Genomic DNA, 24,726 nt, shown 5'->3' with positions numbered 1-24,726 from the left:
TGTTAAAGGTCAATTCCCATGTCGCGCCTTCCTCTGCCATTGATGGTCGCCAGCATAATGGCGCCACAGGTGCTCGAAACCCTTTATAGCCCGGCGCTCACCGCGATCCGCGCCGATTTCAACGTCAGTGCCGCCCAGGCCAGCCAGACGCTGTCGATCTATTTCTTCGCTTTTGCCTTCGGCGTCGCTTTCTGGGGGGTAATGTGCGATCGGTTTGGCCGCAGAGTGACCATGTTGGCAGGGCTGACACTGTATCTGGGCGGCGCGGTGGTGGCGTTGCTGAGCTCGCATTTCACGCTGTTGTTGACCGCTCGCGCCACCATCGCCTTCGGTGCTGCGGTCGGCTCTATCGTCACGCAAACCATGCTGCGTGACGTGTATCAGGGGCATGCTCTGGGGAAAGTCTTCGCCACCCTCGGCATTGCCCTGTCGATCAGCCCGGTTCTGGGTATGTTGGCGGGGGGAATTTTGGTCAGTTGGGGCGGCAGTATGGCGATATTCATTGCCCAGGGGATGCTGGCATGGGCCCTGCTGGTTTGGTGCTGGTACGCTCTGCCGGAAACGCAGCCACCGGGCGGCGCATTACAAGCCTCTGCGGCAAGCAGTGGCTGGATTATCCTGCGCGACCGGCATATCTGGTGTAGTGCCTTATTGGTGGCAGGTTTTAATATTATGGTGTTCAGCTACTTCAGCCTGGCACCGTTCATGTTTGAACGACTGGGGCTGAGCAGCCGACAGTTTGGCTACTCTGGCATCGCCCTGGCGCTGGGCAGCCTGCTTGGCGCATTAGCGAATCGCCATTTGTTGGCCAGGGATATCGGCGCAGAGCGTCAAATCCTGCTGGGTAGCCTGCTGGCGTGTGGCGCGGCGCTGGCATTAGGTTACTGGCAGCACAGCATAATGATGTTGCTGCCCTGCATGCTGATCAGCCTGGCCTTCGGCCTGGCGATCCCCAATGTATTGAGTCAGGCCCTGAATCGCTACCGGCAGCAACTGGGCACCGCCGGCGCGATTTTTGGACTGCTTTACTACCTGCTGATTGGCGCCGGGCTGTCCCTGGCCGCCGTTGGGCAAAACCTGCCCGCAACGCTGCTGGTGTGCAGCCTGCTGTGCCTGGTTTGCACAGGCTGCCTGTTCGCGTTGCTCAGCCCGAAAGCTGCTCGATAGTCTGCAAGATACGCTTGTCAGAGATCGGGTAAGGCGTGCCGAGTTGCTGAGCGAACAGACTGACGCGCAGTTCTTCGATCATCCAACGCACCTCTTTCACCTCTTCATCCTGCTGCCGCTTCGGCGGCAGTTTGTTCAGCCACTGTTGCCAGGCCTGTTGCACCTGTTCCACCCGCAGCATCTGCGCACGATCGCGATGCGGATCGGTCGCCAGCTTCTCCAGACGGCGCTCAATTGCCTGCAGATAGCGCAACGTATCCGACAGGCGCTTCCAGCCGTTGTTGGTCACAAAACCGCGATAAACCAGGCCGCCGAGCTGGTTTTTGATATCCGACAGCGCCAGCGCCAGGGAGATGTCCACCCGGCCTTTCAGCCGTTTATTGATGTTGAATACCGCAGTCAGGATCTGCTCGACCTGTTTGGCTACTGCTACCACCGTTTCATTCAGCTCGGCGCGCACTTTTTCCTGCAGGCGGGCAAAATCCTCTTCCTGCCAAACCGGCCCGCCGTGCTCGGCAATCAGCTTATCGATGCCGCACGAGATGCAGTCGTCAATCAAATCCAGCACCCTGCCATAAGGGTTAAAGTACAGCCCCAGCTTGGCTTTGTTAGGCAGTTTTTCATGCAGGTACTTGATGGGCGATGGAATGTTCAGCAACAGCAGGCGGCGCGTTCCCTGCCACATCGCCTGTTGCTGTTCCTGCTCGCTGTCGAACAAACGGATCGCCACGCTGTCTTTTTCATCCACCAGCGCCGGATAGGCCTTCATCGAATAGCCACCGCGTTTCTGCTCATAAAACTCCGGCAGTTTGCCGAAGCTCCAGATATGCAGATTGCTTTGCTCCAGCCCATCGTCTGCCACCGCAGACAGGGTTTCCTGCACCTTGTCTTTCAGTTGCAGCTTCAGCTCGGTCAGATTTTTGCCTTCCAGCAGGGTTTTGTGTTTTTCCCCCACCACCCGGAAAGTCATTTTAAGGTGATCGGGCACCTGTTCCCACTGCCAGTCATCTCGTGACACCGTCACGCCAGTCATACGACGCAGCTCGCGCTCCAGCGCATCCAACAGCGGCAATTCCAGCGCGGTGACCCGTCCCAGAAAAGCCTCGGCATAGTTCGGTGCCGGTACAAAGTTGCGACGAACCGGCTTGGGCAGCGACTTAATCAGGGCGATCACCAATTCACGGCGAATGCCTGGAATTTGCCACTCAAAACCCTGATCCTCAACCTGATTAAGGATCGGCAGAGGAATATGCACCGTCACGCCGTCGGCGTCGGTACCTGGCTCAAACTGATAGGTCAGGCGCAGCTTAAGGTTGCCCTGATGCCAGGTATTCGGATAGTCCAGCGCACTGACCTTATTGGCGCCGTCCTTGATCAGCATCTCTTTTTCAAAGCTGAGCAAATCCGCGTTCTGTTTTGCGGCGTTTTTCCACCAGTTGTCAAAATGACGCCCGGAGATCACCTCGCCAGGGATGCGCTGATCGTAGAAACTGAACAGGGTTTCATCATCAACCAAAATGTCACGACGGCGCGACTTATGCTCCAGTTCCTCCACTTCCGCACGCAGCTTCAGGTTGGCACTGAAGAATGCATGGCGCGTCTGCCAGTCGCCTTCCACCAGCGCATGGCGGATAAACAGTTCCCGGCACAGCAGCGGATCTATGGTGCTGTAATTAACCTGTCGCGCAGCGACGATGGGCAACCCAAACAGCGTCACTTTTTCGGTGGCCATCACCGCACCCTGGGATTTCGACCAATGGGGTTCGCTGTAGCTGTGCTTCACCAGGTGCTGGGCTAACGGCTCAATCCACTCCGGTTCGATACGTGCGGCGATACGCCCCCACAGGCGGCTGGTCTCAACCAGTTCGGCCACCATGGTCCATTTCGGCGGCTTCTTGAACAGACCTGAACCTGGGAAGATAGAAAATCTTGCGTTGCGAGCGCCCGTGTACTCTTGCTTATCAGCATCTTTCTGGCCGATATGCGATAGCAAACCGGTCAATAACGCGGTGTGTACGCTGCGGTAATCGGAAGGTTCGCTGTTGACCGGCAGCCCCAGCTCTTTCACCACCTGACGCAGCTGGGTATAAATATCCTGCCATTCACGCACCCGCAAATAGTTAAGGAAATCATTGCGGCACAGCCGACGGAACTGACTGGATGAGTGCTCTTTCTGCTGCTCTTTCAGCCAGTCCCACAGGTTGACGTAAGCCAGGAAATCCGAATCTTTGTCGGCAAAGCGTCGGTGTTTCTCGTCCGAGGCCTGCTGCTTGTCCATTGGCCGTTCGCGCGGATCCTGTATCGACAGCGCAGCGGTGATGATCATCACTTCACGCACGCTGCCGCTTTTCTGCGCCTCCAGTACCATGCGCGCTAAACGCGGGTCGATCGGCAACTGCGCTAATTGACGCCCCTGAGGCGTGAGCTGGTAGTGGCCATTGTCGGCCGTTTTAATTGCGCCCAGCTCTTCGAGCAGGCGTACGCCATCGAGAATATTGCGCTTGTCCGGCGCCTCAACGAACGGGAAAGCGGCGATATCCCCTAACCCAAGCGACGTCATCTGCAAGATAACCGACGCCAGGTTGGTGCGCAGGATCTCCGGATCGGTAAACTCCGGACGCGACAGGAAGTCCTGTTCCGAGTACAGACGAATGCAAATACCGTCGGAGACGCGCCCGCAGCGGCCCTTGCGCTGATTGGCGGAAGCCTGCGAAACCGGTTCGATCGGCAGACGCTGCACCTTGGTGCGGAAACTGTAACGACTGATACGCGCGGTACCGGGATCAATCACGTACTTGATGCCGGGCACGGTCAGTGAGGTTTCCGCCACGTTGGTCGCCAGCACGATGCGCCGTCCGTGATGCGACTGGAATACCCGGTTCTGTTCGCTGTTCGACAGACGGGCATACAGCGGCAGGACCTCGGTATGCGGCAAATTAAGACGGTTCAGGGCGTCGGCGGTGTCGCGAATTTCGCGCTCGCCGCTCATGAAGATCAGGATATCCCCCGGCCCTTCGCGGCCCAGCTCATCTACCGCATCGAAAATCGCCTGCAGTTGATCGCGGTCGGTATCGTCGGCATCGTCCACTACCGGACGATAACGCACTTCGACCGGATAAGTACGACCAGAGACTTCGATAATTGGCGCGTTATTGAAATGGCGCGAAAAACGCTGCGGATCGATAGTCGCCGAAGTGATGATGACTTTGAGATCCGGGCGCTTTGGCAGCAGTTCACGCAGGTAACCCAGGATGAAATCAATGTTCAGGCTGCGTTCGTGCGCTTCATCGATAATCAACGTGTCGTACTGCATCAGCAGCCGGTCCTGCTGGATTTCCGCCAACAGGATCCCGTCGGTCATCAGCTTGACCAGCGTGTTTTCGCCGACCTGATCGTTAAAGCGCACCTTATAACCGACGCTGCCGCCCAACGGCGTTTCCAGCTCGTCGGCAATGCGGTTGGCTACGGTACGCGCCGCCAGGCGTCGAGGTTGGGTATGGCCGATCAGCCCTTTTACCCCGCGCCCCAGCTCCAGACAGATCTTCGGCAACTGGGTGGTTTTCCCCGAACCGGTTTCACCGGCAACAATCACCACCTGATGGTCGCGGATGGCCTGCAGAATATCCTGTTTTTTCTGACTGACCGGCAGGTTTTCCGGGTAGGTGACTTTCGGACAGGATGCGGCGCGCGATTGCACTTTTTGCAACGCTGTCGTTATGTCACTTTCCAGCTCGGCGGCGACGGCCAACTGAGCATCGGGATTTTTGATTTTTCGTGCGCCCTGCAGCCGACGTTGCAGACGTTGTTGGTCACGGAGCATCAGCTCGCCCAGTTGGGCAGACAGTGCCGCGAGCGGAGATTTCACGTTCGGTATTCCTTGTTTCATCGCTGCTGTATCAAGCTTTAGCAGCGGTTTGGTAATGGGTTAGCGAGTTTTCAGCTTTAAGTGCGCAGAATAACATAAGCCCCTTTTTCCCCATAATCTCGCCGCTTATGTCCCGGCAGCTTATTCAATAAAATCGAACAAAGGTCTCGAAATATTGCGCTATCACTGCTGAAAAAATGTGAATAGAGTGTACTGCATGCAAAGGACGCGTTGTCCTGATGTCACTGTCATAACGTAAGGAATTACCGATGAGCAAAGTATTGGTTCTTAAATCAAGCATCCTGGCGGGCTACTCGCAGTCTAACCAACTGGCAGATTTCTTCGTTGAGCAGTGGGCAAAGGCTCATGGCAACGACACCATCACCGTGCGTGACCTGGCTGCACAGCCAATCCCGGTACTGGACGGTGAACTGGTTGGCGCCCTGCGTCCTTCCGACACGCCGCTGACCCCGCGTCAAACCGAAGCCCTGGCGTTGTCCGACGAGTTGATCGCCGAACTGCAAGCCAATGACACCATCGTTATGGCAGCCCCGATGTATAACTTCAACATTCCGACCCAGTTGAAGAACTATTTCGACCTGATTGCCCGTGCCGGCGTCACCTTCCGCTACACCGAAAACGGTCCGGAAGGCCTGGTGAAAGGTAAGCGTGCCATCATTCTGACCAGCCGCGGTGGCATTCACAAAGGCACCCCGACTGACCTGGTCGAACCTTACCTGCGTCTGTTCCTGGGCTTTATCGGTATCACCGACGTCGAGTTTGTGTTCGCTGAAGGTATCGCCTACGGGCCGGATGTTGCCACCAAAGCGCAGGCCGATGCCAAAGCCACGCTGGCACAGGTTGTTGCCGCCTGATGCCCGTTGCAGGGGTTTGATGCCCCTGCAAAGCTACAACAGAACAAGCCAAATCCTGTCAAACCCGCTCTACCCTCATAAAAATCCAATGTTATATCGCTATTGCGCGCCTCAGGGCGCGCTTTTTTTTATTTCTTCAACCATTGGCCGTTTATGCCGCGTACGTATTCCCCCACGGGGGCACGTGCGACCAGTTTTTGCCCGGCCATGCGCGCCACATCGTCGATGGCGATATGGTTGCTGTCCGCCACCTGTTGGTATTTCTCGGTGCGTCCGGCATTAATATTTTTCACCAGGGTCAAGGTTTCGGCGTCCTGCTTCACCGGCGCAATATAGCCGTTGAGCGTTTCACCGACGCGCCCCTGTTGCTTGGCCTCATCCAGCGTCAATGCCATTGCCATGCTGCTGAACAGCCAGGCGGCGCCAATCAAGCCTAAATAACGTTTTTTCATGTTGGCTCCTAGAACAGACCGCTTTTGTCTTTCAGCAGATTCTCGACGTCTTTATCCACTTTGATGTGAATTTCATGTTCAATCTTGACGTTCATATTGATGGTGATCGGATCTTTAGGCGTGGCGACCTCGATGCGTGGCACGCAGCCGCTCAGCATTGAGGTGCCGAGCACGGCGGCCAGTAATGGCCCGCTGATGATTTTCATGGTTGTTCCCCAGGTTTGGTGAGGGCCTGTTCCAGCCACTCCTGTAAATTGTCGCCAAAGCGCAGGCTGCGCCAAAGCTGAAACACGTTTTCCTGATGGCTATAGTTCAGGATAACCTCTCTTTTAGCGCTTTTTTGCGGGTTAACCCCGTCAATGCGCGCCTTCAGCGTCAGTTCACCGAGGTTGTCGAGATCGACTCTGGCCTTGGAGCGGTTAATCTCCATATAGCGCAGCCAATCTATCGCGGCGCCGGTCGCCATATTATTACTGCCGATGGCATCGGCCATGTCCTTGTCCAGGCGCAGCGTCAACATGCCAGCGTTGGCAATCCAACCGTTGCGCACCAGCCATTTAGGATGATTCAGGAATAGCGGCAATTCGCCGTCTACCCGTCCTGACATGGCAAACTGTTTTGGCTTCAACGCGGTAAACAAGGCACTGAGATCCACCTTATCCAGCTTCAATACGGCGGCGTCATGCTGCGGCATGCGCAGCGCAGACAGGCTGATGTGGCCGTTCAACGCGTCCATACCGACGTTGCTCAGCGTCAGCGGTGCCTGCTCGCTGTAAGGATAAGCGCCCTGAAGATCGGCGGTAATATTCTGCATTTCGAACAAGTTGCGGAAAGACTTGATGCGCAGCATCATCGGTTGCTTGGCGCCGAGCTGCCAAATGTGATTTTTCAGGCGGTAGGACATGACGAAATCCAGCCCGCTCATCTCACCGTCTTTCAGCCACATGCCGCCCTGCTTCACCACCCAATGGCCACCGGCCTCAAAACCCTGCACCCGTGCGGCAGAGAAGGCCGATTGCGCATAGAATTCACCGTCGCGCAGTTTGAAATTGAGATCCGGCGAGATGAGCGGTTGGAACACCTTCAGCGACTGCTTCGGCCACCAGCCCTCTCCGCGTAAACGATCACCGTCCCAGCGGCCACGTAGCGCTATAGGGCCAATCTGTTCCGCCTGCAGTTTGCCCTGCAGCTGGAAATTATCCGGCGTTGTGCCCTTCATCTGAAGCGCCAACACCGGTGCCGGCAGGTAACCGCCGTTAGTAAAGCTGACCTTGCCCGAAACCAGTTGCAGTTCGCCATTAAACGCCGGGGCTTTCTCGTCCCGCTGCCAACGCAGCGGCTGGCTGAGGCTAAGGCGCGGCGCATCCACCGTTACCATGCTGTACTTCAAACGATCAAAACCAGTGGAAAGCCGATCGAGGATCAGCGTGCTGTCCTGCCAACTGCCGCTGCCGGCAACGTCCCAGGCAGCCTGCAACGGCGGTAATTGTCCGTTGCCCCAGTAGCGCCATTGCCAGTTGCCGTGGTCCGGCCAAAAATCTTGCGCCTTGCCGTCCAGATGCAGTTTAAAACGTCCCCAGTAGCTGTCACTGGCGTTAATAATGGCCTGCAACCGACCGGTGATGCCGGCGGCAGTCACTTTCACCCCGGCCAATGGCAAACGCGCCTCTTCCAATTTCATTTCCGGCGTGGCGTTGCCCCACAGTCGCAGCAGTGAACCGGACTGCAAGACCAGCGTCGGGTTGAGGATGGTGCCGCTGACAATACCGGGGATCGAGGCAGTCATTGAAAAGTCAGACAGATTCGCCTGGCCGGTCAGTTGGAAACGCAGATCGCTGTCGGTCAGGCCGACTTTACCCGGCCCCAGCGTCAATACCGCGTTGCCTTTGCCGTTATGGCCGTCGGTGATGACATTCAAACGGGCGCTGATCTGCGTCTCATCAAAACCTTTACTCCAGTCGTGCAGCGCAATGTTCACCCCGCCGTTTAGCGGTTGCTGGCTGTATGGCCAGCGCCATTCGCCCTGTTTAATGCTGACCTGTTGGGCGTTGATCTCCCAGGGTAGCGTCGCCAGGGGTTTGTTTTCCCCCTTTTCCGTCAGCGTCAGCACGCCCTGCTGCTGTTGCCAGCGCATGTCCAACAGTAAGGGTTTGTCCAGATAGCCGGTCTGCATTTCACCCTGCAGCGCCCCTTGTGCCGGAATACTGTCCAAATCGAGCGGAATGGCTATTTTGCCGGTCAGGTGCAGCGGTTGTGGGCTGTCTGGCGCAGTGATCGTCAGGCCGTTGAGCGTCAATTGCTGCTGCGGATCCAACAGCGCATCGACCTGAATATTCGGCCCCTGATAATGCAGGCGCTGGCCCTCTGCAGAGGAATGTATCTGTAATTTACCGGCGTAGTACTGCCACGGCACCACCGCGAAATCCTTGATGGTAACGTCCAGCAGCGGCAGTTGTTTTTGCAATTGGTCCAGCGCCAGTGGTGCACTGCTGGCGTCAGCGGCGGGTAACTTTGATAAGCAGGCAGTATTAACATTCAGCTTATCGCTGATGAGCTCCCACCGCCCCTGCTGATAGGCCAATCGGGTCGGTCCGACGGCGGCAAGCAAACAGTCTTGTGCCAGAAAACGCGCGCCATCCAGCTGCAATGCCCCCTGACGCCAATGCGGTTTGCCTTGCAAAACCAACTGGCTGCCCTGTGGCAGCCAGTGAGAGATCACACGCGGCAACCAGCGCGGCAGAGTTTGCCACAGCACCAGCAGCAAGATCGCCGTACTGACCACAATCCCTATGAATACTTTCAATCGCTTAGTCATTAAATGATTGCTTCATTCCTGAGTTAGGCCGCTTACCCTGGCCAGAGGGCGTTTTAAGTAAGTCTATGCCTGAATTGGCAATAATGATGGCATGAATTTGACATAGGGTGAAGCCAACGCCGACGAAGATGCCCCGTTTCGGCGCTTTTGCAGCCGTTGATAGGGATACTGTAAATTTTAGTTACATATTCATCACATGAATGCGAACTGTTTCGGACTTTTGTTATTGTCGTTACCTTTGATAATTAATAGTCTTGCAAGCATTCTAACAAAAGTCAGCTGCTAGCTAACTATACTAGAGAAGCCATTCCCCACACCCCCGTGGGGATTTTTTTGCCTGGAACCAACCTCTCTCTCATCTCTCGCGCTTCGCTTTTCAGCCACTCCGCGCCGAATATTCACCCTGTTGTGACGTTGCCAGCTACCCTTAATCAATACCCTTTGCGGCAACGATAACTGCTGCCATTCAAGGCGCATCAAACAGGCTAACCAATTGTAGAATTTACTAAAATCTGTTAAATTGATCACAAAATCACGCGGGAGAAACCACGATGAAATTGGCGATATACAGCACCAAACAGTATGACCGTAAATATCTCGAACTGGTGAATCAGCAGTTTGGTTACGAGCTGGAGTTCTTCGACTTCCTGCTCAGTAAAAAAACCGCCAAAAACGCCGCCGGCTGCAAAGCCATCTGCATCTTCGTCAACGACGACGGCAGCCGTGAAGTGCTTGAAGAACTGGCGGCGTTGGGGGTCGAAATTTTGGCTCTGCGCTGCGCCGGCTTCAATAATGTCGATTTGGACGCCGCCAAAGAACTGGGCATCAAGGTGGTGCGCGTACCGGCCTACTCGCCGGAAGCGGTCGCTGAACATGCCGTGGGCATGATGATGTGCCTGAATCGTCGTATTCACCGTGCCTATCAACGCACCCGCGATGCCAATTTCTCGCTCGAGGGATTGATCGGTTTCAATATGCATAACCGTACTGCCGGGGTGATTGGCACCGGTAAGATCGGCGTCGCCACCATGCGCATCCTGAAAGGCTTCGGCATGAAACTTCTGGCTTATGACCCGTACCCAAGCGAACAGGCATTGGAGCTGGGCGCGGAATATGTCGATCTGCAAACGCTGTACGCGCAATCTGACGTCATTACCCTGCACTGCCCGCTGACGCCGGAAAATCACCACCTGTTGAACACCGACGCTTTTGCGGCGATGAAAGACGGCGTAATGATCATCAACACCAGCCGCGGCGGTCTGATTGACTCATCAGCCGCAATTGATGCCCTGAAGCAACAGAAGATTGGCGCTCTGGGGATGGACGTGTATGAGAATGAACGCGACCTGTTCTTCGAAGATAAATCCAATGACGTGATCCAGGACGATATTTTCCGTCGTCTGTCTGCTTGCCACAACGTGTTGTTCACCGGTCATCAGGCTTTCCTGACCGAAGAGGCGCTGACCAGCATCTCGGAAACCACGTTGCAGAACGTGAGCCAATTGGATCGTGGTGAGCCTTGCCCTAATCAGCTCAATGCCTGATTTGTCCTAAGGAGAGCCGATGAAAAAGTTTATGTTGGTGGCGTTAATACCGCTGCTGTTAGCCGGGTGTGGAATGAGTCAAAACGGAAACACGGTAAAGGAAAGCGACCTGTTGCATCATAACTTTATTTTGCAAAGCGTCGACGGCGTAGCGGTGAAAGCGGGCCAGGGCAAGCAGCCCAACATCGAGTTCGGTGAAACCCTGCACGTTTCCGGTGCCATGTGTAACCGTTTCTTTGGCAATGGCCAATTGCAAAATGGCGTGCTGACGGTAAAAGGTCTGGCTTCAACACGCATGCTGTGCGCAGACCCGCAACTCAATCAGTGGGATCGGGTGATCGGCGACGTGCTGGGCAAAGGAGCAAAAGTCACCCTCAGCGCTCAGCAATTAACGCTGAGCGGCGGCGACCATACCCTGGTTTATACACTGCGCGATTGGGTGCAGTGATCCCTGTGCACCAGGCTGCTCTGCGGCCTGGTGTTATTAACCGTTAGCCGGCGCTCGCGCAGGCACCCCGCCCCAGCGTCGACTCTTCGCACTGTTTACCATTCGGCATTTGGCACATTCTGATCGCTTCGCCGTTTAAATTGTGGGTCACGGTCGTGACGCCGCCAACAATGGCACAGTTAGCACTGGTCTGTAAGTTATTGATTCTTGCACTGTTAGCCTGCTGCACTGGTTCTTCGTTGTTGCTGCTGCAGGCGGCCAAAAGCAGTACGGTGCCGGCCAGCAACCCTTTTAATATTGTCATTAATCCACTCCTGAACCCGAAACTGCGCTGTGTAAAATCGCCATTGCCGATAACTCGCATCACTTTATTGCGGACACGTTAGGTTATCTTTGATGCAAACCTGTTTAATCTAGCCTGATATATAAATAATGAAAATATATTCCTGCAATTATTTGCCGTTTATTTGAACAGCGACGAAATTATTATGGTTACTGGATTTTTCCGCTCTGTCCGCGGAGCAAACGTCGAACATCCCTGCCCGACCTGAACAAGGGTCAGTCACAGCCGGGTTAAACAGGCATTTTAGGAGAGGTTAACGCTTTGAGGCGGGGCGAACAGCACCAAAATGCGGTGTCAAAATGGCGCATTTTTTGCCGGTAAAAGGAAGATCCAAGTTTGGGGGTAATCTATTATTTTCCGTTATTTATTAATAAGGTTTTCTGCCAGCGCCACTGAATTTCGCGCTGGCGATTGTTTCGGTTTAAATAAGGATCAGTGCGCTGCGGTTTTCGACAGTAAATTAATCACCAACACGCCGGCAATAATTAATCCCATCCCCAGCACGGCTGGCCAATCCAGCTTTTGTTGATAAACAAATACCGCGGCAATTGACACCAGAACAATGCCCATGCCTGACCAGATGGCGTAAACAATGCCCAGCGGCATGGTTTTCACCACCATCGACAGCCCCCAGAAAGCTACGCCATAGCCGACCACGACCACCAGCGACGGCCACAAGCGAGTGAATCCCTCAGAGGCTTTCAGCATGGTGGTGGCGATCACTTCTGCGACTATCGCCATGGTCAAATACATAAATCCGCTCATCGTTTTTTCTTCTGTAAGTTTACCTATTCACCAGTATGACGCGCCGGAAATAAATTGTCGTTAAACAACGATGACAATTTTTCTTCAGGGCCATTTAAAGTCGTGAAATATCTCTTTGTCGCATTTTTTGTCGATTTATCATCCGCCACACAAACGCGATAAAGGGCCAATATATCCCTCTGCTAGACTTTGTTAATTACTGCGAGAGGTGACTTTCGCAGCTTTTTGAGCAATGAAAGGTAAAGTTGATGATTACTACAGATGGTAATAATGCAGTCGCTTCCGTCGCCTACCGCGCCAGCGAAGTGATTGCCATCTACCCAATCACCCCCAGTTCGACCATGGCGGAACAGGCGGATGCCTGGTCCGGCGACGGCCGTCAAAATATCTGGGGCGACGTGCCGCGAGTGGTGGAAATGCAGTCGGAAGGCGGTGCGATCGCCACGGTACATGGCGCATTGCAAACCGGCGCGCTGTCGACCTCGTTTACCTCATCGCAGGGCCTGCTGCTGATGATCCCGACGTTGTACAAACTGGCCGGTGAACTGACGCCGTTTGTGCTGCATGTTGCTGCGCGCACCATCGCCACCCATGCGCTGTCGATTTTTGGCGACCATTCCGACGTGATGGCGGTACGCCAAACCGGCTGCGCCATGCTGTGTGCCAGCAACGTCCAGGAAGCACAGGATTTTGCGCTGATTTCCCAAACGGCCAGTCTCAACAGCCGCCTGCCGTTTATTCACTTTTTTGATGGTTTCCGCACCTCGCATGAAATCAACAAAATCGTGCCGCTGAGCGACGATACCCTGCGCCAGATGCTGCCTCAGGACGCGATTGACGCGCACCGCAGCCGCGCACTGTCGCCTGATCATCCCGTGGTGCGGGGCACCTCTGCCAACCCGGACACCTATTTCCAATCGCGCGAAGCCACCAACCCCTGGTATAACGCGACCTGCCAGCATGTGATTGACGCGATGGACAAGTTCGCCGAGATCACCGGCCGGGCGTATCAGCCCTTCGAATATTACGGCCATCCGCAGGCCGAGCGCGTGGTGATCCTGATGGGGTCCGCCATCGGCACCTGCGAAGAAGCGATCGACGCCCTGTTGACCCGTGGTGAAAAAGTCGGCGTGCTGAAAGTGCGGCTGTTTCGGCCGTTTTCCGCGCAGCACCTGCTCAGCGTGTTGCCGGAAAGCGCGAAGAAAATCGCCGTACTGGACCGTACTAAGGAGCCCGGCGCGCTGGCGGAGCCCCTGTATCTGGACGTGATGACCGCACTGGCTGAAGCGTTCAGCCGGGGTGAGCGCGCCCATATGCCGATGGTGATCGGCGGCCGTTATGGGCTCTCCTCGAAAGAGTTTGGCCCTGACTGCGCGTTAGCCGTGTTTAACGAGCTGGCTCTGGATCGCCCGCGTCCACGCTTTACCGTCGGTATTTTCGACGATGTGACCGGTCTTTCCCTGCCACTCAGTGAAGAAACCCTGCCGCAGCGCGCGTCGCTGGAGGCCCTGTTCTACGGTCTTGGCAGTGACGGCTCCGTTTCCGCTACCAAGAACAACATCAAAATCATCGGCAACAGTACGTCCATGTATGCCCAGGGCTATTTCGTTTATGACTCGAAAAAGGCCGGAGGCCTGACGGTATCCCACCTGCGCGTCAGCGAACAGCCCATCAACTCGGCCTATCTGGTCAGTCGCGCCGACTTTGTCGGCTGCCACCAACTTCAGTTTATCGATACTTACCAGATGGCGGAGCGCCTGAAACCCGGCGGCATTTTCCTGCTCAATACTCCCTATGGTGCCGAAGAGGCCTGGTCGCGGCTGCCGCAGGAAGTGCAAGCCGTCTTGCAGCAACGTCAGGCACGCTTCTATATCATCAACGCGGCGAAACTGGCGCGTGAATGCCGGCTCGGTGCACGTATCAACACCGTAATGCAGATGGCGTTTTTCCATCTGACCCAAATTCTGCCGGGCGACGTAGCACTCCAGCAATTGCGGGATGCTATCGAACGCAGCTACAGCAACAAAGGCCAGGATATTGTTGAGCGCAACTGGCAGGCGCTGGCCGCCACGCTTGACGCGCTGATTGAAATCCCCCTGCAGCCGGTTAACGAAAGCAGCCCAATGCGACCGCCGATTGTCTCGGATGCGGCGCCTGACTTTGTCAAAACCGTGACCGCCGCGATGCTGGCCGGACTGGGGGATGCGTTGCCGGTGTCAGCCTTCCCGCCGGACGGTACCTGGCCGGTGGGGACCACTCAGTGGGAAAAGCGCAATATCGCCGAGGATATCCCCATTTGGCAGCCGGATCTGTGCACCCAGTGCAACCACTGCGTTGCCGCCTGCCCGCACTCCGCCATCCGCGCCAAAGTGGTTCAGCCGGAGGCCATGGAGCACGCCCCTGCCTCGCTACAATCGCTGGATGTGAAAGCGCGCGACATGCGCGGCCAGAAATACGTACTGCAGGTCGCGCCGGAAGACTGTACCGGCTGCAATCTGTGCGTTGAAGTCTGCCCGGCAAAAGATCGCCAGAACCCGGACATCAAGGCCATCAACATGGCATCGCGCCTTGAGCATCTGACTGAAGAAAAAGCGCATTACGACTTCTTCCTGCAGTTGCCGGAAATTGATCCCTCGCAGATCGAGCGGATCGACATCCGTACCTCGCAGTTGATTTCGCCGCTGTTCGAATACTCCGGTGCCTGTTCCGGCTGTGGGGAAACACCGTACATCAAGCTGCTGACCCAGCTTTATGGCGACAGGTTGCTGATTGCCAACGCCACCGGCTGTTCGTCCATTTACGGCGGCAACCTGCCGACTACACCTTATACCACCAATGCCGAAGGCCGCGGTCCAGCCTGGGCCAACTCGTTGTTCGAGGATAATGCGGAGTTCGGTCTGGGCTTCCGCTTAACGGTCGATCAGCACCGCAGCCGCGTACTGCGTTTGCTGAACACCTTGGCGCCGCAGCTGCCGGCACAGTTGGTCAACGCTCTGCAGATGACGGATATCGCACCAGAGCCGCGTCGCCAACAGATTAAGGAACTGCGCGGCTTGCTGGCGCAGATTGAAGGTCACGACGCGCGCCAACTGGCGACCGACGCCGATTATCTGGTGGATAAATCCATCTGGCTGATTGGCGGCGACGGCTGGGCCTACGATATCGGGTTCGGCGGGTTGGATCACGTCCTCAGCCTGACCGAAAACGTCAACGTGCTAGTGTTGGACACTCAGTGTTACTCCAACACTGGCGGCCAGCAATCGAAGGCCACCCCGCTCGGGGCGGTGACCAAGTTCGGCGAACACGGCAAGCGCAAGGCACGTAAGGATCTGGGCGTCAGCATGATGATGTACGGCCATGTTTACGTGGCGCAAATCTCGCTGGGTGCGCAGCTTAATCAGACGGTGAAAGCCATTCAGGAAGCCGAAGCTTATCCGGGGCCATCCCTGATCATTGCCTACAGCCCCTGTGAAGAACACGGTTACGATCTGGCACTCAGTCACGACCAGATGAAACAGCTGACCGCGACCGGATTCTGGCCGCTATATCGCTTCGATCCACGTCGCGCCGATGAGGGCAAACCGGCGCTGGCGCTGGATTCCCGGCCGCCAAACAGCAATTTGACCGATACGTTGTTGAAAGAACAGCGCTTCCGCCGCCTGAACTCACAGCAGCCGGAAGTCGCCAGCGCGCTGTATCAGGCCGCAGAAAAAGAGCTGAAGGAGAAGTACGACTTCCTCAGCCTGCTGGCCGGCAAGGGGGAAACCTCCTCCGCCGAGTAAACCCACGGGGCGCGACCGATTCGCGCCCCGCTTTTCTTTTTTACCACTGCGTAATTCTCTCCACGCCAGACGCCCTTGCGCAACACAGTATCGAATAGCCTGAATCAGCCCTCAAAAACAGCTTGACCTTCCAAACGTGGTAAGTCCGATAAGTGCAATCAGAACCGCTTCGGTTCAATAAATTCCACTGTCGACTTCAGTCGCGAAAGGTCAAATGATGAAAGCCAAACGTGTCACTATAATCACTGCGGCGATAAGCGTCGCATTCGCTGTCGCCGGTTGCAAAGAGACGGTGTCCGCAGCTGCTCCCGCCAAGCCTCCGAGCGTACCAGTAGCCGAAGTGGTCGTTCGCCCGGTCACGCCTTTTGTCGAGTTCACCGGTTCGCTAACCGCTGTCAAACAGGTTGAACTGCGCCCAAGAGTAGCCGGATATCTGCAAGATGTCAGCGTGCCGGAAGGTCGCTGGGTTGAGAAAGGCCAACGGCTGTTTCTCATTGACTCTCGGGTGTACGAAGCCGCGCTGAGTGCCGCCAAAGCTCGCTTGCGCGAGGCTGAAGCAGCAGCGCGGCTCGCTCAAACGGAATATGCCCGTGCCACACAGCTGTTTGCTCAAAAGGTTTTTGCGCGTGCTCAGCTCGATACGGCAACAGCTTCGTTGAATGCAGGCAAAGCGCAGGTCGATGCCGCGAAAGCCGCCCTGGCTGCGGCAGAGCTGGATATGGAGTTCACGCACGTCACGGCGCCCATCAGCGGGCGCGTCGGCCAGGTGCTGGTCACCGAGGGCAACTACGTTACCAATGGCGTAACGCCGCTCACGACGATTGTCTCGACCAACCCGCTCCAGGTTTATTTCGACGTCGACGAGCGCACCTATTTGCGTTCGCTCGCCGCAGACCGCACTCATGCCACCCCGCCGGCAACCAAGGTGATGGTCGCGCTGATCACCGACAAAACCTATACCCGAACTGGCCGTGTCGATTTTCTTGCCAACTCCGCCGACCGTGGGACGGGCACCGTGCGTATTCGCGCCGTTGTCGATAATGCCGATGGACAATTGACCCCTGGCCTGTTTGCCAAGGTCAAACTGGAAACCGGTGCACCGCGCGCCCGCGTACTGGTGTCCGATCAATCAATTGGCACCGATCAGGGCCACCGCTATGTGTTGGTCGTCGGCAAAGGTGACAAAACCGAATATCGGCCAGTCGAGCTGGGCCCGATGGTCGAAGGCATGCGGGTGATCGAACAGGGTCTGCAGCCGGGTGAGCGTATCGTGGTCAAGGGCCTGGTACGCCCCGGTATGCAGATCACGCCGCAAACAACCGCCATTGATGGTGCTCCCATGACGGCGCCGACAACCACGGGAGCCGCGTAATGACTTTCCCTCGTTTCTTCATCGCTCGCCCGATATTTGCCATCGTCCTGTCAATTTTGATGGTGCTCGCCGGCGGCGTGGCCTTCTTCCAACTGCCGCTTAGCGAGTATCCGGCAGTCACTCCGCCAACGGTGCAAGTGACCGCATCTTACCCCGGAGCCAACCCCAAGGTGATCGCTGAAACGGTAGCGGCTCCGCTCGAACAGGCAATCACCGGGGTTGAGGGCATGTTGTACATGTCGTCGCAGTCGGCAACCGATGGCCGAATGATCCTGACCGTCACTTTCGCCCAGGGCACCAATGCCGATATGGCGCAGGTTCAGGTGCAAAACCGGGTTTCGCGCGCGCTGCCGCGGTTACCTGAAGAGGTTCAACGCCAGGGCGTCGTCACGCAAAAAACCTCGCCGGATATCCTGATGGTCGTTCACCTGCTGTCGCCCGATCAGCGTTACGATCCTCTCTACATTTCAAATTACGCTTACCTCCAGGTACGCGATGAGCTGTCCCGCATCCCCGGAGTCAGTGACGTTTTGGTATGGGGTGCCGGCGAGTACAGCATGCGGCTTTGGCTCGATCCTGATTTGATCGCTGCGCGAGGGTTGACGGCCGGTGACGTTATCGCCGCCGTACGTGAACAGAACGTTCAGGTGGCGGCCGGCTCGGTTGGCCAGACGCCCAACTCCAACGCCGCATTCCAGGTGACGGTCAATACCCTCGGCCGCCTGACCGACGAGGAACAGTTTGGCGATATCATTATTCGCACCGGTAGCGACGGCCAAATCACTCGCCTGCGCGATGTCGCCCGCATCGAAATGGGAGCTGATGCCTACGCGTTGCGCAGCCTGCTCGATGGTGAGCCGGCCGTCGCGCTGCAAATTATTCAAAGCCCGGGAGCTAACGCGCTAGACGTTTCTAAGGCCGTGAGGGCCACCATGCAACGGCTCGAAACTCACTTTCCGGCAGGACTCACTTCGCGCATAGCTTATGACCCAACGGTCTTCGTCAGTGCTTCGCTGGAGTCGGTAGCCACCACCCTGCTGGAGGCGATCCTGTTGGTGGTGATCGTGGTAGTGCTGTTCCTGCACAACTGGCGCGCGTCGCTGATCCCATTGATGGCGGTGCCGGTATCGCTGATAGGGACCTTTGCCGTCATGCATCTGATGGGTTTTTCGCTCAATACCTTGTCGCTGTTTGGCCTGGTGTTGTCGATCGGGATAGTAGTCGACGACGCGATCGTCGTGGTCGAAAATGTCGAACGACATATCGAAAATGGCGAGGAGCCTCCCCAAGCCGCAAGGCGCGCCATGGATGAAGTGACCGGCCCCATCATCGCCATTACCTCGGTGCTTGCCGCCGTATTCATCCCCACTGCCTTCCTGAGCGGCCTGCAGGGGGAGTTTTATCAACAATTTGCGCTCACCATCGCCATTTCAACCATTCTGTCGGCCATCAACTCCCTGACACTCAGCCCGGCGCTGGCCGGACTTTTGCTGCGTCCGCGCAAGGCTGCAATCGCCCGAGATCCGCGTACCCTGCGCGGTCGAGCCGATCGGTTGTTCCGTGCGTTTGGCCGGCCTTTCCGACACGCGCCTAGCGCTTATGGCAATACGGTCCGCAAAGTGGTCCGGGTTAGCGGTCTGGCGCTTTTGGTCTACGGTGGCTTACTGGCACTGACCTTCTTCGGCTTTAAGGCGGTTCCGCCCGGCTTCGTACCGATGCAGGACAAATACTACCTGGTTGGTATTGCCCAACTGCCCAATTCGGCCTCGCTGGAACGCACCGATGCGGTCGTCAAACAGATGTCGAAAATCGCGCTGGCGGAACCCGGTGTCGAGAGCGTCGTAGCCTTCCCAGGGCTGTCGATCAACGGCTTCGTCAACGTACCGAATGCCGCCGTCATGTTCGTTATGCTTGACCCGTTTGAAGCTCGTACGACAGACGATCTCAGCGCAACCGCGATTGCCGGCCGCCTGCAAGCAAAATTCGCCGGCATTCCCGACGGCTTCCTCGGCGTATTCCCACCGCCACCGGTACCGGGACTGGGCGCCACCGGCGGTTTTAAAATGCAAATTGAGGATCGCAGCGGCGCCGGATTGGATGCTCTGGTTCAGCAGACCCAGATCCTGATGACCAAAGCCACCGAGTCGGGACAGGTGGCCGGACTGATGACCAGCTTTGACGTCAATGCCCCACAACTCGACGTTGCCATCGATCGTACCAAAGCCATGAGTCAGGGCGTCCGTCTGGCGGATATCTTCGAATCGCTGCAGGTCTATCTCGGTTCTCTCTATGTCAACGATTTCAACCGTTTTGGCCGCACCTACAAAGTGACCGCCCAGGCCGATGCAGACCATCGCATGCAGGCAGAAGCCATCGGTCGCCTGCAAGTACGCAATGCTGCCGGGAAAATGCTGCCTTTATCTTCATTTGTTACCGTCACACCGAGCTCAGGCCCAGACCGAGTGATCCACTACAACGGCTATCCTTCCGCCGACATCTCCGGCGGCGCGATGGCCGGCATCAGTTCGGGTCAGGCGGTAGCCGTGATGGAGCGTCTGGCGAAAGAAGTGCTGCCGGAAGGCATGACTTTTGAATGGACCGACCTTACCTACCAGCAAAAGCTGGCCGGGGATTCGGCGTTGTTCATCTTCCCGCTGTGTGTGCTTCTGGCCTATCTCATCCTTGCCGCTCAGTACAACAGCTGGTTGTTGCCGCTGGCCGTCCTGTTGATCGTGCCGATGTGTCTGCTGAGCGCCATTATTGGCGTGTGGATGACCGACGGTGACAACAACGTCTTTGTGCAAATCGGGCTGATCGTGCTGGTCGGTTTGGCCGCCAAAAATGCCATTCTTATCGTCGAGTTCGCCCGCACTCTCGAGGCCGAGGGCGCAAGCGCGCTGGATGCGGTTATCGAGGCTTGTCGGCTGCGACTGCGGCCAATCCTGATGACCTCCCTGGCCTTTATCGCCGGTGTGGTTCCTCTGGTCTTTGCCGGCGGTGCCGGGGCGGAGATGCGCCATGCAATGGGTATCGCCGTCTTCGCCGGCATGCTAGGCGTGACGCTGTTCGGTCTGTTCCTGACGCCGGTGTTTTATGTGGTGATGCGTAACCTGGCCGTTCGTATCGAACGCCGCCGGGCAGAATCGAAGCTGCGCAAACAGCGCATTAAGGAGATCACCTCATGAAAAGCCTCTATCAATCGCTGTGGTTCCCCCTGAGTGCGCTTACCCTGTTAACCGGGTGTTCATCTGTAGGGCCAGACTATTCACCGCCTTCGTTGTCTTCGGCACGGCTTCCCGCCAGCTTTGGTGAAGCTTCGCCAGGCATTAATTACGCTGCCGTGGAGGTTGAGTGGTGGCGTGCCTTCGACGATCCGATATTGAGCGGACTGATCCGGCAGGCGCTTTCGGTTAATCATGATATCGGCATTGCCGCCATGCGGCTCGAAGAAGCAAAAGCCCTGCTGCGCGAGGATCGTCAGAGCTTTCTGCCAAGCGGCGGCCCTGCTTTCAGCTATGAAAACCGTCGCAAGAGCGAGATAGAGACATCGCCTGATCAGTCTCGTCAGCAGGAAACCTATCGCGGTGCCGTAGACACCGCCTGGGAAATCGATCTGTTCGGTCGCGTGCGCCGTTCGGTTGAGGAAGCCCAGGCGCAGGCAGGTTCGCGTGAAGCCCTGCTGCGCGATGTGCAAGCCGGCGTTGCAGCAGCGGTGGCCGCCACCTGGTTTGAACTGCGCGGTATCGAGGCCGAGCTTGCTGTCGTTGAAGATATCACCCGAAGCCAGCGCGAGAGCCTGGCTCAGGTTGAACGTCTGGCGAATGCCGGTTCAGCCAGTGAGTTTGACCGACTGCGCGCCGAGGCGTTATTGCGCAATGTTGAGGTTGTCGCCCCCGAGCTCGAGCGCCGTCGCGCGGTTTCCGTCAATGCGCTGGCGGTATTGCTTGGCGAAACGCCGCAAAGGTTTAGCCCTCCAGTCGCCATACCTGGGCGTGATGAACTGAAGGTTACCTCCCTCGCCGTCGGCAACCCCGAGGCGCTCCTGGCACGACGTGCCGATATTGCGGCGGCCGAACGCACTCTGGCGGCAGCAACCGCGCGGATTGGGATAGAAACGGCAGATCTCTACCCCGAGATCCAGATACAAGGCTCGATCGGATTCATTGCTGGGAACCTCGATGCAGTGAACGGTGCCGAAGCTTTGTCCGGTTTTATCCTTCCGGTCATTCGCTGGTCTCTGCTCGATAACGGTCGCGTCCGAGCGCGGATTGCCGCCAGTGAAGCTCGTGCCCAAGAAGCCCTGCTCCTCTACGATCAAACCCTATTGCGCGCGCTGCAAGAAACCGACGACGCCTTCAAAGCCTATAAAGCAACAGGCAGCACGCTCGAACTGCGCCTGCTTGAATCAGCAGCCAATCGTGAGGCCGCTCGTCTCGCCCGGTTGCAGTTTTCCCAGGGGCAAGGCCTCTATCTGGAGGTCCTTGACGCTGAGCGTTCCGACTTTAACAGCCGGCGAGCACTGGCGGTCGCACGCACCGAACAACAACTCGCCGTGGTCAGCATCTATAAGGCTTTGGGAGGTGGTTGGCAGGTGTGTACTGGTGAGACGACGCTCTGCGGCGGTGCCAAAACGAGGCCGAATCTGCCCCTGGCAAAACAAATCCCTGACAGGTCTTGACCTTCCCACAGTGGGAAGCTTTAAGCTTTTCGATATCCGAATCAGTAAAGGGGTAGTTCAATGACTTCCGTCTCTGTGCAACAAGGTTCTAATTCAGCCCTGCGCACCACTCGTTTGAGTCTGCCGGTCGAAGGTATGACCTGTGCTTCCTGCGTTGGCCGCGTCGAACGTGCGCTAAAAGCCGTTCCCGGCGTGCAAACGGCAACGGTCAATCTGGCCACCGAGCGCGCCGATATCACTTTCGGCGATCGCGCCGATCCGCAGGCAGCCGTTGGTGCCATCGAGAGCGCCGGTTACGCCGTTCGTGAAGAAACCACTGAACTCGGCATCGAAGATATGACCTGCGCGTCCTGTGTCGGTCGGGTTGAGAAAGCGCTCAGGCAAATTCCGGGCGTGATCGAAGCGAATGTCAACCTGGCGACCGAGCGTGCCCGGGTGCGCCATAGTGCCGGGCTCGTCACCACGGCCATGCTTGAAGCCGCGGTCGAACAGGCCGGTTATAAGGCCCGCCGCTTGTCTGCCGCCACGGCAAGTTCGGACGATCAAGACAGTGAAAGGCGCGAGAACGAAGCACGTGGGCTACGCCGATCTTTACTGATTGCCGCCCTCCTGACCTTGCCAGTATTCGTCCTCGAAATGGGCTCGCACCTGATTCCCGCGATGCATCATTGGGTGTTAGGGGTTCTGGGTGAACAGCGCAATGGGTATCTGCAGTTCGTGCTTACCACGCTGGTGCTGTTTGGGCCCGGCCTGCGCTTCTTCCGCAAGGGCGTGCCGGCGTTGCTGCGCGGTGCCCCTGACATGAACTCGCTGGTGTCGGTGGGTACCGCGGCGGCTTATGGCTATTCGGTGGTGGCCACTTTCATTCCGCAAGTGCTGCCGCAAGGTACCGCCAACATCTATTTCGAAGCCGCCGCGGTGATCGTTACGCTGATTTTGCTTGGGCGCACGCTGGAGGCTCGCGCCAAGGGGCGAACCTCTCAGGCGATAAAACGGTTGGTTGGGCTGCAGGCCAAAACGGCGCGCGTCGAGCGTAACGGTGAAACCCTGGAAATCCCGCTCGACCAGGTGACCACCGGTGATGTCGTGTTCGTTCGCCCGGGCGAGAAGATCCCGGTCGACGGTCAGGTCGTCGAAGGTGCCTCTTATGTAGATGAAAGCATGATCACCGGCGAACCGGTGCCGGTGTCCAAGGGGGTCGATGCCGAAGTGGTCGGCGGCACCATCAACAAAACCGGGGCATTCAGCTTCCGCGTCACCAAAGTCGGTGCCAATACGGTACTCGCGCAAATTATCCGCTTGGTTGAGGAAGCCCAGGGTTCCAAGCTGCCGATCCAGGCGTTGGTCGACAAGGTGACCCTGTGGTTCGTCCCGGCGGTGATGGCGGCGGCAGCGCTGACGTTCCTGATCTGGTTGATCTTCGGACCGACGCCGGCACTGACTTTCGCGCTGGTGAATGCGGTGGCCGTGCTGATTATTGCCTGCCCTTGCGCCATGGGGCTGGCCACCCCCACCTCGATAATGGTCGGCACTGGCCGCGCCGCCGAGCTCGGCGTGCTGTTCCGTAAAGGCGAAGCCTTACAGGCACTACGAGATGTCAGCGTTATCGCGCTGGACAAAACTGGCACCCTAACCAAAGGTCGCCCTGAGTTGACCGACTTGGTACCGGCCGAGGGCTTCGATTACGACGAGGTTCTGGCGTTGGTTGCCGCCGTGGAGACCCGTTCGGAGCACCCTATCGCCGAAGCCATCGTCGCCGCCGCAAAACAGCGCGACCTCAAGATCGCCGCTATTGAAGCCTTCGATGCCACACCGGGCTTCGGTGTATCAGCCAAGGTCAGCGGCCGAACCGTCTCCGTTGGAGCCGACCGCTTCATGACGCAGCTCGGTCTGGACGTGGCCAGTTTCCTGCCGACCGCCCAGCGTCTCGGTGAGCAAGGCAAGAGCCCGCTTTATGCTGCGATAGACGGTCGTTTGGCGGCGGTGATCGCCGTTGCCGACCCGATTAAAGAGACCACGCCAGAGGCAATCAAGGCGCTGCACGCATTGGGGCTCAAGGTCGCGATGATCACCGGTGATAATGCAGCAACCGCCTCGGCAATCGCCCGACAGCTCGGTATCGATGAGGTCGCGGCTGAGGTTTTACCCGACGGTAAGGTTGCGGCGCTGAAGCAGTTCCGCAGCCATGGTGCACGCGTCGCTTTCGTGGGGGATGGCATCAACGACGCTCCGGCGCTGGCCGAAGCAGATGTTGGGTTGGCCATCGGTACGGGAACCGATGTAGCTATCGAAGCGGCAGACGTGGTGTTGATGTCCGGTGACCTGCGTGGTGTGGCAAATGCCATTGCGCTCAGCCAGGCGACGATCCGCAACATCAAGCAGAACCTGTTCTGGGCCTTTGCCTACAACGCAGTGCTGATCCCGGTTGCAGCAGGCATGCTTTACCCGATAAACGGCACCTTGCTTTCGCCGATCTTCGCCGCTGCAGCGATGGCGCTCTCCAGCGTCTTCGTGCTCGGCAACGCGCTCCGTCTAAAGCGTTTCCAGGCACCGATGGGTATCGAATCCCGCCCTGTCGGGCCGGAAAACGTAAAGGTTTAGGCGGCAACACTACAACAGG

At 57.2% G+C, this 24,726-nt stretch carries 15 protein-coding genes; 9 read left to right on the top strand and 6 right to left on the bottom strand.

Annotation, left to right across the window (positions count from 1 at the left end):
• The first annotated feature begins 18 nt into the window (after window positions 1-18).
• Window positions 19-1,167 (top strand): MFS transporter, encoded by a 1,149-nt coding sequence (locus AAZT04_RS11235; protein WP_261439500.1) that lies wholly within the window; start codon window positions 19-21, stop codon window positions 1,165-1,167.
• Here the strand turns inward: AAZT04_RS11235 and hrpA are convergent.
• Window positions 1,145-5,032, bottom strand: coding sequence for an ATP-dependent RNA helicase HrpA (gene hrpA / locus AAZT04_RS11230; protein WP_434680061.1), 3,888 nt, complete (start codon window positions 5,030-5,032; stop codon window positions 1,145-1,147). The genes AAZT04_RS11235 and hrpA overlap by 23 nt on opposite strands.
• A 269-nt stretch (window positions 5,033-5,301) precedes the next feature.
• Between hrpA and azoR the strand changes: the two genes are divergently transcribed.
• Window positions 5,302-5,907 carry an FMN-dependent NADH-azoreductase gene (gene azoR, locus AAZT04_RS11225; RefSeq protein WP_020827068.1) on the top strand — a complete coding sequence of 202 codons (606 nt, stop codon included), beginning with the start codon at window positions 5,302-5,304 and terminating at the stop codon, window positions 5,905-5,907.
• Window positions 5,908-6,035: 128 nt separating this feature from the next.
• Here azoR and AAZT04_RS11220 read toward each other — a convergent pair whose 3' ends face one another.
• Genes AAZT04_RS11220 through AAZT04_RS11210 form a run of 3 tightly spaced genes read right to left on the bottom strand, consistent with a single transcriptional unit; the run spans window position 6,036 to window position 9,174 of the window.
• Entirely contained in the window at window positions 6,036-6,359 is a 324-nt protein-coding gene (locus tag AAZT04_RS11220; RefSeq protein ID WP_122079464.1) for a YdbL family protein, read from the bottom strand.
• A gap of 8 nt (window positions 6,360-6,367) precedes the next feature.
• Window positions 6,368-6,565, bottom strand: coding sequence for a YnbE family lipoprotein (locus AAZT04_RS11215; protein WP_020827070.1), 198 nt, complete (start codon window positions 6,563-6,565; stop codon window positions 6,368-6,370).
• On the bottom strand, window positions 6,562-9,174 hold the full coding sequence (locus AAZT04_RS11210) for a YdbH family protein (protein ID WP_434680058.1): 2,613 nt from the start codon (window positions 9,172-9,174) through the stop codon (window positions 6,562-6,564). The genes AAZT04_RS11215 and AAZT04_RS11210 overlap by 4 nt, the downstream gene beginning before the upstream one ends.
• A 551-nt stretch (window positions 9,175-9,725) precedes the next feature.
• On the opposite strand from AAZT04_RS11210, the gene AAZT04_RS11205 reads away from it, so the two are divergent.
• Window positions 9,726-10,718 (top strand): 2-hydroxyacid dehydrogenase, encoded by a 993-nt coding sequence (locus tag AAZT04_RS11205; RefSeq protein WP_115058732.1) that lies wholly within the window; start codon window positions 9,726-9,728, stop codon window positions 10,716-10,718.
• Window positions 10,719-10,737: 19 nt separating this feature from the next.
• On the top strand, window positions 10,738-11,166 hold the full coding sequence (gene hslJ / locus AAZT04_RS11200; RefSeq protein ID WP_187961370.1) for a heat shock protein HslJ: 429 nt from the start codon (window positions 10,738-10,740) through the stop codon (window positions 11,164-11,166).
• Between the two features lie 43 nt (window positions 11,167-11,209).
• Here hslJ and AAZT04_RS11195 read toward each other — a convergent pair whose 3' ends face one another.
• Both AAZT04_RS11195 and AAZT04_RS11190 read right to left on the bottom strand, forming a co-directional pair.
• On the bottom strand, window positions 11,210-11,470 hold the full coding sequence (locus AAZT04_RS11195) for a putative hemolysin (RefSeq protein ID WP_046373425.1): 261 nt from the start codon (window positions 11,468-11,470) through the stop codon (window positions 11,210-11,212).
• Between the two features lie 471 nt (window positions 11,471-11,941).
• Complete coding sequence (locus tag AAZT04_RS11190) at window positions 11,942-12,274, bottom strand: SMR family transporter (RefSeq protein ID WP_044551516.1); 333 nt, start codon at window positions 12,272-12,274, stop codon at window positions 11,942-11,944.
• A 248-nt stretch (window positions 12,275-12,522) separates the two neighbouring features.
• Here AAZT04_RS11190 and nifJ point away from each other — a divergent pair, with 248 nt between their 5' ends.
• The 5 genes from nifJ to AAZT04_RS11165 all read left to right on the top strand — a co-directional run bounded on the left by nifJ (window position 12,523) and on the right by AAZT04_RS11165 (window position 24,707).
• A complete protein-coding gene (gene nifJ, locus AAZT04_RS11185) occupies window positions 12,523-16,056 on the top strand; it encodes a pyruvate:ferredoxin (flavodoxin) oxidoreductase (protein WP_116690376.1) in 3,534 nt (1,177 codons plus the stop codon).
• Between the two features lie 217 nt (window positions 16,057-16,273).
• Complete coding sequence (locus AAZT04_RS11180) at window positions 16,274-17,428, top strand: efflux RND transporter periplasmic adaptor subunit (RefSeq protein WP_434680053.1); 1,155 nt, start codon at window positions 16,274-16,276, stop codon at window positions 17,426-17,428.
• Window positions 17,428-20,613: an efflux RND transporter permease subunit gene (locus tag AAZT04_RS11175; RefSeq protein ID WP_434680051.1), complete on the top strand. Its 3,186-nt coding sequence runs from the start codon at window positions 17,428-17,430 to the stop codon at window positions 20,611-20,613. The genes AAZT04_RS11180 and AAZT04_RS11175 overlap by 1 nt, the downstream gene beginning before the upstream one ends.
• Window positions 20,610-22,106, top strand: a complete 1,497-nt coding sequence (locus AAZT04_RS11170; RefSeq protein WP_434680048.1) for an efflux transporter outer membrane subunit — start codon at window positions 20,610-20,612, stop codon at window positions 22,104-22,106. The genes AAZT04_RS11175 and AAZT04_RS11170 overlap by 4 nt, the downstream gene beginning before the upstream one ends.
• A gap of 60 nt (window positions 22,107-22,166) precedes the next feature.
• Window positions 22,167-24,707 carry a heavy metal translocating P-type ATPase gene (locus AAZT04_RS11165; RefSeq protein ID WP_434680045.1) on the top strand — a complete coding sequence of 847 codons (2,541 nt, stop codon included), beginning with the start codon at window positions 22,167-22,169 and terminating at the stop codon, window positions 24,705-24,707.
• Window positions 24,708-24,726 lie beyond the last annotated feature (19 nt).

It is taken from the genome of Serratia sp. Je.1.23.a (assembly GCF_051129805.1).
In the GTDB taxonomy this organism is placed as follows: Bacteria; Pseudomonadota; Gammaproteobacteria; order Enterobacterales; family Enterobacteriaceae; genus Serratia; species Serratia liquefaciens.
Note: the sequence above shows the minus strand (reverse complement) of the source record. Positions and strands in the feature narration are given on the sequence as shown.